Origin of the sequence: Collinsella sp. 4_8_47FAA (assembly GCF_000763055.1) — a bacterium.
GTDB lineage: Bacteria > Actinomycetota > Coriobacteriia > Coriobacteriales > Coriobacteriaceae > Collinsella.
On sequence record NZ_KN214134.1, the window covers coordinates 214265 to 224881 of the forward strand.

General features: G+C 56.2%; 14 protein-coding genes. 8 read left to right on the forward strand and 6 right to left on the reverse strand.

The annotated features are described in order from the left end of the window. On the reverse strand, positions 1-335 hold a 335-nt coding region (locus tag HMPREF9463_RS00910), incomplete at its 3' end, for a helix-turn-helix domain-containing protein (protein WP_035136643.1). 197 nt (positions 336-532) lie between these two features. On the opposite strand from HMPREF9463_RS00910, the gene HMPREF9463_RS00915 reads away from it, so the two are divergent. The 8 genes from HMPREF9463_RS00915 (at position 533) to HMPREF9463_RS00945 (ending at position 5750) form a co-directional block, all read left to right on the forward strand. After that, the gene (locus HMPREF9463_RS00915) at positions 533-715 is read left to right on the forward strand and encodes a hypothetical protein (RefSeq protein ID WP_035136644.1); all 183 of its coding nucleotides are present in this window, start codon (positions 533-535) and stop codon (positions 713-715) included. 128 nt (positions 716-843) lie between these two features. Further along, positions 844-984 carry a hypothetical protein gene (locus tag HMPREF9463_RS10815; RefSeq protein ID WP_156961412.1) on the forward strand — a complete coding sequence of 47 codons (141 nt, stop codon included), beginning with the start codon at positions 844-846 and terminating at the stop codon, positions 982-984. A gap of 355 nt (positions 985-1339) precedes the next feature. After that, positions 1340-1876 carry a plasmid mobilization protein gene (locus HMPREF9463_RS00925; RefSeq protein WP_035136647.1) on the forward strand — a complete coding sequence of 179 codons (537 nt, stop codon included), beginning with the start codon at positions 1340-1342 and terminating at the stop codon, positions 1874-1876. Then, positions 1873-3072 (forward strand): relaxase/mobilization nuclease domain-containing protein, encoded by a 1200-nt coding sequence (locus HMPREF9463_RS00930; RefSeq protein WP_035136648.1) that lies wholly within the window; start codon positions 1873-1875, stop codon positions 3070-3072. Before HMPREF9463_RS00925 ends, HMPREF9463_RS00930 begins: the two co-directional genes overlap by 4 nt. A gap of 188 nt (positions 3073-3260) precedes the next feature. Next, positions 3261-3386, forward strand: coding sequence for a hypothetical protein (locus HMPREF9463_RS11460; protein ID WP_255360325.1), 126 nt, complete (start codon positions 3261-3263; stop codon positions 3384-3386). A gap of 266 nt (positions 3387-3652) precedes the next feature. Then, positions 3653-4291: a hypothetical protein gene (locus HMPREF9463_RS00935; protein ID WP_035136649.1), complete on the forward strand. Its 639-nt coding sequence runs from the start codon at positions 3653-3655 to the stop codon at positions 4289-4291. Beyond that, a complete protein-coding gene (locus HMPREF9463_RS00940; protein ID WP_035136650.1) occupies positions 4288-5013 on the forward strand; it encodes a metallophosphoesterase family protein in 726 nt (241 codons plus the stop codon). Before HMPREF9463_RS00935 ends, HMPREF9463_RS00940 begins: the two co-directional genes overlap by 4 nt. Further along, a complete protein-coding gene (locus tag HMPREF9463_RS00945; RefSeq protein WP_035136652.1) occupies positions 5013-5750 on the forward strand; it encodes a metallophosphoesterase family protein in 738 nt (245 codons plus the stop codon). Before HMPREF9463_RS00940 ends, HMPREF9463_RS00945 begins: the two co-directional genes overlap by 1 nt. 42 nt (positions 5751-5792) lie before the next feature. On the opposite strand, the gene HMPREF9463_RS00950 is transcribed toward HMPREF9463_RS00945, so the two are convergent. The 5 genes from HMPREF9463_RS00950 to HMPREF9463_RS00975 all read right to left on the reverse strand — a co-directional run bounded on the left by HMPREF9463_RS00950 (position 5793) and on the right by HMPREF9463_RS00975 (position 10566). Beyond that, the gene (locus tag HMPREF9463_RS00950; protein WP_035136653.1) at positions 5793-6353 is read right to left on the reverse strand and encodes a hypothetical protein; all 561 of its coding nucleotides are present in this window, start codon (positions 6351-6353) and stop codon (positions 5793-5795) included. 470 nt (positions 6354-6823) lie between these two features. Next, positions 6824-7210, reverse strand: coding sequence for a hypothetical protein (locus HMPREF9463_RS00960; RefSeq protein WP_035136656.1), 387 nt, complete (start codon positions 7208-7210; stop codon positions 6824-6826). Between the two features lie 9 nt (positions 7211-7219). Further along, positions 7220-7465: a hypothetical protein gene (locus tag HMPREF9463_RS00965; RefSeq protein WP_035136657.1), complete on the reverse strand. Its 246-nt coding sequence runs from the start codon at positions 7463-7465 to the stop codon at positions 7220-7222. A 218-nt stretch (positions 7466-7683) separates the two neighbouring features. Then, complete coding sequence (gene xerC, locus HMPREF9463_RS00970; RefSeq protein WP_035136659.1) at positions 7684-8757, reverse strand: site-specific integrase; 1074 nt, start codon at positions 8755-8757, stop codon at positions 7684-7686. A gap of 369 nt (positions 8758-9126) precedes the next feature. Further along, entirely contained in the window at positions 9127-10566 is a 1440-nt protein-coding gene (locus HMPREF9463_RS00975; protein WP_084591728.1) for a recombinase family protein, read from the reverse strand. Between the last annotated feature and the right edge of the window lie 51 nt (positions 10567-10617).

Here is a 10617-nt window from a genome sequence, read left to right on the forward strand (position 1 = left end):
GCCTCCTGCGCCCTCCTGGCGCTGTAGAACACCCTGGGCCTCCTCGAGCAGCCGTAGCCCCTCCTGTGCGAGCAGCCGTTGCAGCACCTCGGCCACGCGGAGAGCCTGGGGCAGGCCCCCGACAGGTCCGCGGGCGCGGGCTCGCCGTAGCGCGAGCGCGGCGCGGTGACGTAGCGGTGCGCCGCCACCTCCCTGGTCACGGTCGAGGGCGACCTGCCGAGCTCCGCGGCGATCTCGCGGGCGCTGCGGTTGCGGTCGAGCATCCTCTCGACCGTGTTCCTCTCGTGCCTCGTGAGCCTCCCGTACGACCTTCCGGACGGCTTGGGTCTGGACATGCCGGCCTCCCTCCATCGCGGGCCGGGGGATTCCGGCCCCTCTGGGGTTGCCTACCCGGATTCGCGCCTCAGGACTCAGCGCAACGCGTTGCGCTGAGTCCTGAGGCTGTTGCAATGAAAATGAGAATCAAGGGGTCTGGGTGCCGAATGTAGTGTATACGCGTCATCCCCGCTATTGGGTAAACCACGGTGGTACTATGGTAGGACCCTTCGATTCCGAAGATGCCGCCTATTCGTGGAGTGAAAATGATGCGTTTTCAGGCGGCATCGGCGGATCAATTGTCGATGATTCGTATACCACCTCTGAGGACCAGGGTCATTATGAGCAGAAGGCTACGGGACAGCATTGGGTTGTCGACGTCGCCGGTCACTGGGAGTAATGTACATCGTTCCTCTCCTCTTACATTCGGTAAATACATATTTGTTCGCGGGCGGTCGGTTTCGGCCGCCTTTTTATGTGCTCAGTTTGGGAATAAACGATAGGAGAATAATCAATCAGGAGGCCGCTGTGGAAAACAAGAATGCCAGTAAAAAGAAAACCGAAGAGCCGATGAGCCTCAAGGATAAAAAGGGACAGGCCATTGCCGGATCAAAAAGAATTGCTGAGGAGCGCGCTGAACGTAGAAGACTAATGGGCCTTGACGTCTAGCTGATAGCCCATCGATGTCTTAATTGTTCCCGAAGCCTTTCGAGAAAGAAGATGAGGCCTCTCATCTTCTGCCTACGCTTCGCTGCGTCTATGCCCCCTTCTGGGGCATGCAAGATGACTGTGGGTGGCATTTTTGTGGGCCCATTCGGACCCCAAAAACACCACGCCACAGACCTTGCTTATCGCCTGCTACGGCGATAAGGTTGTTGTGAAGTTGAAACTCCGCGATGAAGAATCGCGGAGACGATTCTTCGTTTTTGGAACGACGCTAGCCGTTCCTCAAAAGGAAAGCGAATCGCATAGCAGGTTTTGATCGGAGGCCTCTCCGATCGCTGATTCGTTTTCCGGAGGAATCATGAGCAGGCTCCGCCCACACACCGTCAAGGCGTCTCTTTCCGATGAAGAGAAGAAAGCCATCATCGCAATCGCAAAGCGACATGAGATGAGTGAGGCGGAACTCATACGTTTCGTCTTATGCAATGCCGACGATCTCGATATCGATTTTGGTCTTGCGGAAATTGCTGATCAAAAATCTCGAACTGAAGAATTGCACATCAGGGTCTCACCGGAAGAAAAAAGGATAATCGAAAGCAATGCTGATTTCCTTGGCGTGACCGTGAGCTCGTATGCACGGCGCGTACTAATTAACGGGAAGATCGAGAAAATCGATTTCGACCATGGCGGCGTGGAGAAGATCTATCATGAGCTTTTGAAGCAGGGTACGAACCTTAACCAGTTGGCGCACTTCATAAACGCGCAAGGACTTTCGGCTTACGACGAAACTGCCGTTCTTATGGCCATCGGGTGCGTTGCTAAAAGTTCTGATTACGCTTTTCAATTCTTGAGAACGCTCGAGCGTCGCTATTTCACCGATGGCGGCGATGCAAAGTGACTGTTATCAAGCAGAAGAGCGTATCGAGCGAGCGCTACGCAAAGAACGTTCGGCGGTACATCAACGGGAAACATGCCCTTGCCCGTGATGGCTGGAACATCAAATGCGATAAGTACTGGTTTTCGAAAATGGCAATGACGCGGAAGGTTTTCCATCACGACACGCCTTCGCGAGCCGGCGCGAAGAACGTGACTATCCTCCACCAGATTCTCGCGTTTCTCCCCGAAGAATGTTCGTGCAACGGCGGTAAAATGACGCCGGATGCATGTATGGCCTACGCAAGGCAATGGGTCGCGAAACATTACCCGAATCAGCAAGTTATCTTCGCGCTACACGAGGAAAGCGACAAGGCGGGAAAACGCTACGCAGTGCACATGGCAATTAACCGCACGGATCTCCTGACAGGAAAACGTTGTGAGACGGGCGGGCGTCACGGGAAGTTCGAACGCGCCTCGTGGGTCCGCGAACTCGATAAGGACTGGAATCTCGCCCAACTTGAAAAGGGTAAGAAAAATTCGAAGATTCGTGATCGTCAACCGCGCGACACGGAAAAGGAGATTATTGGTCGCGGCGAGTACAGTTATAAAAACAATCTGCGTGAGCTGATCCATATTGCGATTGACGAAGGTCGCGTAAAGAATATGGAGCAGTTCAAAAAACTACTTGCATCATGGGGCGTAGACATTTTCATCAAGAACAATCGAGTCTATGCGACAGATCTCGATATCAAAGAAGCCGGCAATCCGAAGTGCACCTTCAACCTGACTCGTCTTGACGGACGCTTTGCGTTGAAGTCATTGCAGACGGCTTTCGAAAATAACGTGTTGGAGGCCGAGCGTGCGCTTCCATACGAGAAGCGCTGTGAGATTTATATCCGACGACTCAAGAAAGCATACTCGGCGTGGGTCGAGCAGGCTAAAGCAAGCAAAGGCGTCGCCTACAATTCGTTTCCTAAATTCATTACACCGAAGTGTGACGAAGACCTGCTCGAAGATCCGGCGGTTCGCGATGAACTTCTTGCGCGTCGCGGTTATGCGAGGGAGATTCGCAACCGTTACGCCGGCGCCGTTCCCAATGCCGGCGATGACCGCGTTCGCACCGCCGGCCAGGCGCACGGCGGTAGCACTGTGTCGCGACAGATGGGCGATCGCGTTATCGACCGTGGCGATTTCTCACGTGGTGACACGCCTCGCTAGTTTTGGATAGTTCATCGTCAGTGCCCTGGCGCGCTACCGTTCGGTGCCGATTCTGCCACGCTTGCAGTCTCGGCGAGGGTGGGGAGCATGAATTGAATGAAGAGGGCCAGCCACTCTGATAGAATCGTCCTCGCTGTCGGCAGTCCTCGTGCCGGGCAGAGCCCTCCATTCGATGGGAGGTGATGCCCATGACCGATTTCACTGAGTTCGTGAAGCTCCTGACCGCTATGGTCTCGCTCCTCACGGCCCTTGTCGGCCTTTCCAAGGCACTTAAGCAGGGCTCGAAGCCCAAAAAGAAAGGTCACCGTCGCTAAGACGATGACCTAACTTCGTTAAGCAACGGCTCTGCCCAGCTCACTACAACTTGGGCTGCCGTCGGCATTATTTTACCCTCTTGACGAGGAATTCGTCCATAATTCAAAAATCAAATTGTGCTCGCTATCGAAGCCTTAGACTTTTATCCGAGCAAATTCGGCAGATTGGAGCTTGGAACATGAGGGATATGTACCTCATGTCGCTCAAAATACGTCTCCTGACCTCGAAGGAGAACGTTTTTTAGCGACAGAAGGAGACAATCAATATGATCTGGTTTACCAGCGACACCCACTTCGGGCATGAGAACGTGCTGAAGTTCACCGACCGCCCGTGGGAGACGATTTGGCAGATGAACGACGCCATCGTCGACAGCATCAACGGCAGGGTTGCCGTGGACGACGAACTCTACATCCTGGGTGATTTCTCATTCAAGATGACCGCCCAGGACGCCTATGGGCTTCGCAAGCGGATTGCCTGCAGACGCATCCACCTCGTCCCGGGAAACCACGACAAGGACTGGACCCAGCCGGCGGTCGCTGGCGCCTTCACCGTGGAACCGCCGATCTGCGTGCTCAAGATCGACGGGCAGAAGATCGTCCTGTGCCATTACCCCATGGCCGACTGGCAGGGCATGAGCCATGGATCGTGGCACCTTCACGGACACATCCACAGCAGCGGTGGCGCGTACAACGAGTTCAACCGCAAGCAGGGCCTTCTGCGCTACGACGTCGGTTGCGATGCCAACGGGCACTCCCCGGTGAGCCTCGACGAGCTGAGGGGATGGTTCGCCGGAGTCGACGAGCCGTGCGGCCGGGTGAAATGGCCCTGGTGGGTCAACGAGACCGGTGACAGGCAGGTCGAGCGCGAGCTGGCGGCTTACAAGCGGAAAGAGGCGATCCGATGACGGTCTATGTGACAGGCGACATCCACGGCGGGCTCGACATGCAAAAGCTCCGCGACTGGGAGCTTGGGGATAGCCTTGGCAGCGACGACTATCTGATCATCGCCGGCGACTTTGGCTTTCCGTGGGACTTCTCCGCCGAGGAATGCGCCGACATCGCCTGGCTGGAGTCGCGCCCCTATACGGTGCTGTTCGTCGACGGCAACCACGAGCGCTTCGACCATTGGGCGGAGCGCCCCATGGAGCCGTGGCACGGCGGGCTGACGCAGCGCCTATCGGATACCTCGTCCATCCGTCGCCTCATGCGCGGGGAGGTCTTCGAGCTCGACGGGAAGACGGTCTTCACCATGGGCGGGGCGACGAGCGTCGACAGGGCGTACCGCATCCCGTACAGCTCGTGGTGGCCGCAGGAGCTGCCGGACGAGCGCGATTTCGATGCCGCGCGGGCAAGGCTCGACGAGGTCGCCTGGAAGGTCGACTGCGTCATCACCCATATCTGCGCCACGCGCATGCTCTCGCCGACGCTCTACCCGGACCCAGGCTGGGAACGCCCTGATGTGGACCGGCTGACCGGATTCCTCGACGAGCTCGAGGACCGCCTGGACTATAAACATTGGTATTACGGCCATTTTCACCGAGACGGCAACCCGGACGAACGGCACACGGTGCTGTATGACCGGATCGTGAGACTCGGGGACAAACTCCTGCCGTGGGGCGCGTACTGATGGCTATCTATGTGACGGGCGACGTGCACGGCAGGGCCGAGTACGGGTCCAGCCGGTTTGCCTTCAAGAATTGGCCGCTGGGCCGGACCCTGACGCGCGATGACGTGGTGATCGTTGCCGGCGACTTCGGCTTTGTCTGGGACGGCTCAAACGCCGAGAAGTATTGGCTCAACTGGCTTGAGTCCAAACCGTGGACTACGTGCTTCGTCGACGGAAACCATGAGAACCATCACGCCTTGGCTAATCTGCCGGTACGGGAGTGGAACGGTGGGCTCGTCCATGAGGCGCGACCGCACGTGCTGCACCTGATGCGTGGGGAGGTGTTCGACATCGGCGGGCTCACGGTCCTTGCCATGGGCGGTGCCGCGAGCAACGACAGGCAGTGTCGCAGGGAGGGGAGGAGCTGGTGGCCCGAGGAGATGCCGAGCGAGGAAGAGATGGAGCGCTGCCGCGCCTCGCTCGACCGCGTGGGCTGGAAGGTCGACTACGTGGTGACTCACGAGGCGCCGGCCGCCCTTGCTGAGGGGCTGTGCCGAGAGTGCGGACGCGAATATCGGGACGACCGGCTTCAGCGATTCCTTGCCGAGCTCGACGGGCAGCTCGGCTACCGCGCCTGGTTCTTCGGCCACTACCACGGCGACGAATGGCGCGACGACAGGCACCGCCTTGTCTACCGAGACATCGTGCCGATCGAAGATGCTGCGCCCGGCTCTAGAAACCTGCTAGAAGCGTTCTAGAAGGTTTCTAGAAATCAGCCGCCTGATAGGAGAAACGCGGGGCTACTCGCCCTTCATCTGGGACATGACCTCGACCTTGGCTTCGGCCACGGCCGCTCGCTGCTCGGAGGCGGCGAGGCGGTCCTTGAGGGCGGCGACCTCGGCCATCAGGTCGCGCTGGGCCAGGAGTGTGTCGGCTTGGGTTTTCAGTGCGGCGTCACGCTCGCCGCGCAGCCGCTCGATCTCATCGACCATGGCCTCAGCCTCGGCATGGAGTTGGACAACCTGCCTGCCGAGCCCCTTAGCACGGGAGAGGTACCTGACGCCCGCGGCGTGGAGCTCGTTGTTCTCGAGTTCGAGTCTCGCGGTATCGAGTTCGAACTTCTCCTCTATAAAGGCAACCCGCTCATTGCAGTCGGCCTCAATCTTTTCATTCCGATCCGTTGCCTCGACGAGCTTGCGGTTGAATTCGTCGAGCTGGGCCCTGAGCAGCGCGTTCTCGGTCCTGAGGTCGGCCGTCTCGCGCAGTAGCTTCTCCCGCCACGTCGCCTCGGTTCGCTCGGCGGCCTCCTCGTGGACGGACTTCACGCCGTAGATCTCCCTGATTTTTCTCTCGTCTGTCATCGTGCGACACTCCAATCAACAATGGGCATGGCTCCGCCACGCCGTACGGCTGGGAACAAATACGCGGCCGCTGTTGTTTTGTAGTCGTCCTGCGATCGGTGAGTTCTAAAAGCGTCTCAAGTCATACGTTTACGCAGGTTTTTGGTTAGAGAAATACCGCACGTTTTCATGGTATCACGTGCCTTAAAGGCCATGAATGGACGGCCATATCGATTCGTTGAAAATGGCACCAAAATGGCACCTACGACGCGTTGGTGGCGGGAGAGTGATGGCGTTAAAGATGCCGAGAATGATTATGGGATTGTTTTAGATGCGGGCATGAAAAAGGGTCGAATCGAAGTGTCTGGCCGGACGCCAATTGTCCGGGAACTGTTTCGGTTCGACCCTATTTTATTTTACATCCGCGGCATGTTCTTGTGGGCACCCTGACGGTGGCCGACTCTTACGACCTCGATAGTCGGTTTGTGGGCTTAAGATTTCGGAGGCTCCCAGCCGTTTTCGACTGCGGCGCGGTAGATTGCAGCGTAATTAAGCATCCAGCTGCCGTCACCCGCCTTTTGAATGTACCTCTTTTTCTTCAAAGAGGTATGGGCCCGGGAAATCGTGTTCTTGCTCAGGTGGTAGTGCTCCTCAATCCATTTGCTTTTTGCGTAAAAGCCCATGGCTTTTTTGTTTGTGGAAGGCTTTCCAAACTTCCATACAAGGCCGAGGATGAGGCGCTCAGCAGCGACGGTGGTGACGCAGCACGCCCACTCGGGCACTGAAATAAAATTAGCTTTATCCATTTTCCCTTTAATCTTTCGTTGTTCATTAACATCATCGCTAAATATGTCGGAAATCGACGGCAGCTCGCTCATGTTTACCGCCTAGTCAAAGTGGGCGGTGCGACCTTCAAGCTGCTTGAAAAGCTCATAAAACGAACTTTCAAACATGTAATTAGAACGATGGATTTGGATGAGCTTGCCGGACTCTCTCATAAACTTGCGTGCGGTGTTTTCGCTCCAGCCAGTAAGTTCGCGGATATCGTTAACGCGGAGCAACCGATCGCACTGAGCGGCACCAGTGGGGAAAGTCGGTGTGGACGCCTGAGTGCTAATCTTTGGAGTAGCCATGATGAGCTATCCTTTCAATGAGGGCCCTCCCTGTGCTTGTAAGACTTACCAGGTTCATAAGCACTTGGGGGGCCGGTTTCTATGACTACATGCGTAGCCATCTGACAGCTTTAGCATGTATTAAAACTCAATAGATGTCAATCAAATAAAGCATCTACCTGCGGAAATAGTAGCATAGTACCGTAATATTATTGATGAAACGATGAATGAAAAACATGCTATTTCTCGCTTCTCTGTATATAGGCGTTGATGAAGTCTTCGTAGCCTTTAACTGCTTTTATTTCTGATTGTTGAACGAGGCTTGTATACGTTTTGAGCGTGATATTGGGGTCCGCGTGGCCAAGAATACCTTGCACGCTTCTAACGTCCGATCCGTTCGCCAGCATAAAAGTGCTTACACAATGCCTGAGCTGATGCGGGCAGATGCCCCTATATAGCTTTCCGCCAGTCGAATTGTTCGGCTCATAGATTCCAAGATTGCAGCTAACTGCGAAATCGCGAAACCAATGGTTGAAGATGTAGTTTTTCATGTGACAGACAGTAGGGACCCCTTGCTCGACGGCAATATCGCTAATGATGGGAGTTCTGCCAGTCTGGGACAGCCCCAGAGAGGCCAGGAGCTCTTTTTGTATGGCTGACCATGATTGAAGACGTTCGGCCAAGGTTTCTCCAACGGGGATTTTGCGTTGGCTTTCTTGTGACTTGGGTGCCCTCAGTTCATGGTCGTTGGTGTACTGCCTGTCAATTTTCAAGGTTTTATTGGCAGGGTCCCAATCGCGCCATTCGAGGCCCAACATCTCGCCTTTCCGCATACCCGTATACACTAGTACTAGCGTACCAACAGCTTCGGCGGTGAGCTCAATGTGTTGAAGATGTGTGCATAGGGTAGCTACCTGGTCGATTGTCAGTGATTCTCTTTTGTTGCGTGGTCTGCGAACGTGAACGGTAGCGCAGGGGTTTCGGTCAATTATTCGCTTCGCGACTGCATTCGAGAGAATTTGACGCAACTTCGCGTTGATCCGCACAAGCTCCGATGGCTTGTATTTTCCCGTGCGACGAGCTTCGGCATATGTTTCTTCGATTAGATCGGGAGTCAGCCCCTCAATTGTCTGAAACGCACCGAATAGGTCTTCGATATGCCTGCAATCGTATGCTTCTCTTTCATAGCTCGTTGGCGCAAGCTCGGTGTCCCTATTTTCATGAAAGGCCCAGCAGTAGGATGCAAGCAGAGTTGGCTTTTTAGTTTTAGAGACCGTGCCAGAAGAGTTGATTTCTACCAGCTTGGCCTGCATTGCAGCCTTTGCCTCTGTTTTAGTCTTGCAGTGAACCGTATAAGTTGGGGATCGTTTGTAGCGTCCCGTCTTAGGGTCCTTGATTCCAAGTGAAAAATAATAGCGATAGGTGTTAGGCGACCTCTTGTCTTTCCAACACGTGCCTCTTCCGCTAATGAGTGGTTGTTCTGACATCTTTGCACTCCGTTTCATTGATGAGTTTTCAACAATTCATTGAGTGCAGTTTAGCTAAAGCCGTTAGTAATATGTTTGTAAAAGCGTAGTCGCAGCTATCAGAGGCAAAAGACACAAACTGCTGTGTTTATCTGCGGTTATATGGTGTTCAATGATGTTTGATGAATGGTAGGGGGGAGCATTAAATCATATCTCCTAAAGCGGGTGTCGACGGTTCGAATCCGCCCGGGGGCACCATTTGCATTTTGTACGAACCCGTTGGACGTCGAGTCTGGCGGGTTCGTTGCTTTCCACGTCGTAGTTCAGCGTCACTATGCACTCTTCGTCGCTCACGCTCACCTGGTATACGAACGCCTTCAACAGAGTCGCGTCGTCCAGGGCGGAACCGCATTGAAGGAAGTCGGCCAGCCGCTCGGGGTCTATCTGATCGTCCCTGATCGCCTCAAGGTCGAGCTTGGCGCGGTCGCGCTGGTGCTCAAGCTCCGCTATGCGTTCCTTCGCGCCAGGAGCGATTATGCCCTGCTCGATGGCGTTGAGGATGTTCTTCAGGCCGCGCTCGGCTGCTGAGAGCGATTGGGCGGCCTGCTTGCGCCTCGCCGCCACCTCCGCGCCGTCCGAGCTTTCCGCTACCATGCGGGCTATCCGCAAGGCCTCCTCGCGGTCTTGCAGGAGCGCCCGCAGCGCCTTGACGATCTCGCCCTCAAGCTCCTCGCGCCTCACGGGCCTCACGCAGCCGTCATGGCAGCGGTAGTACTCGTATTTCACGTTCTTGCGCCCGCGCCCGCTCACGCCTTGCAGGTTGCGCCCGCAACCCGCGCAGATCGCCTTGCCGGAAAGGGCGAAGTCGCCCCAGCTCTCCGCGCTGCGCTCCTTGGTCGCGCGTATGCCCTGTGCCTCCATGAACGTCACCTCGTCGATGATCGCGGGCATGCCGCCCTCTTTGACAACGCCGCCCCACTCGTAGCGCCCCGTGTACTTCCGGTTCTTCACCATCCGCTCGACCATCGAGTAGCCGCACGGGTTTCCCTGCGAGGTCTTGACCCCGCGTGCCGCGAAGTCGCGAGCTATCGAGTTGGTGGTCTCCTTTGCTATGCGCCGCTTGAACGCCTCGCGCACGAAAGCGGCCTCGTCCTCGTCGATCACGTACTCGTCGGCCTCGTTGCTGGCGTAGCCGAACACGCGCACGCCGTTGGTCTTGCACTTGAGCGCGTTGCCCTCCATGCCGCGCCTCGTGCGGATCGCGGTCTTCTTCGACTCGCATGCCGCAAGGCCCTCAAGCAGCTTCTCGTAAATGATGCCCTCGGGCGAATCTGGTATCTGTTCAAGCGCCGAGACGAGCTTCACGCCGTGCTGGGCAAGCTCGCGCTTGTATATGGGCGCGTCGTACTCCCCACGGCTGAAGCGATCCATCATGTACACAAGCACTATGTCGCTCTCACCCGCGTTGGCTACCATGCGCTGGAACTCGGGGCGGTCATCGGTACGACCGCTTATGGCATAGTCGCAGTATTCCGCCACGATGGCGTACCTCTCGCGCTGGCACCACTGGCGGCAGATGCGCAGCTGATCATCTATTGAGGCCTCGCGCTGCTTGTTGCATGAAAAGCGGGCGTATATCACCGCAGTTTTTGGCATAATTGGAAACGGCCTCCTTTCAGAGGTTCTTTAGGAAAGCCCCGCGGGCAG

Excerpts from the sequence above, each read along its gene's own strand:
- HMPREF9463_RS00915 (WP_035136644.1), top strand. The coding sequence starts at position 533 with ATGGTAGGACCCTTCGATTCCGAAGATGCCGCCTATTCGTGGAGTGAA.
- HMPREF9463_RS00925 (WP_035136647.1), top strand. The coding sequence starts at position 1,340 with ATGAGCAGGCTCCGCCCACACACCGTCAAGGCGTCTCTTTCCGATGAA.
- HMPREF9463_RS11460 (WP_255360325.1), top strand. The coding sequence starts at position 3,261 with ATGACCGATTTCACTGAGTTCGTGAAGCTCCTGACCGCTATGGTCTCG.
- HMPREF9463_RS00935 (WP_035136649.1), top strand. The coding sequence starts at position 3,653 with ATGATCTGGTTTACCAGCGACACCCACTTCGGGCATGAGAACGTGCTG.
- HMPREF9463_RS00940 (WP_035136650.1), top strand. The coding sequence starts at position 4,288 with ATGACGGTCTATGTGACAGGCGACATCCACGGCGGGCTCGACATGCAA.
- HMPREF9463_RS00945 (WP_035136652.1), top strand. The coding sequence starts at position 5,013 with ATGGCTATCTATGTGACGGGCGACGTGCACGGCAGGGCCGAGTACGGG.
- HMPREF9463_RS00950 (WP_035136653.1), bottom strand. The coding sequence starts at position 6,353 with ATGACAGACGAGAGAAAAATCAGGGAGATCTACGGCGTGAAGTCCGTC.
- HMPREF9463_RS00960 (WP_035136656.1), bottom strand. The coding sequence starts at position 7,210 with ATGAGCGAGCTGCCGTCGATTTCCGACATATTTAGCGATGATGTTAAT.
- HMPREF9463_RS00965 (WP_035136657.1), bottom strand. The coding sequence starts at position 7,465 with ATGGCTACTCCAAAGATTAGCACTCAGGCGTCCACACCGACTTTCCCC.
- xerC (WP_035136659.1), bottom strand. The coding sequence starts at position 8,757 with ATGCAGGCCAAGCTGGTAGAAATCAACTCTTCTGGCACGGTCTCTAAA.
- HMPREF9463_RS00975 (WP_084591728.1), bottom strand. The coding sequence starts at position 10,566 with ATGCCAAAAACTGCGGTGATATACGCCCGCTTTTCATGCAACAAGCAG.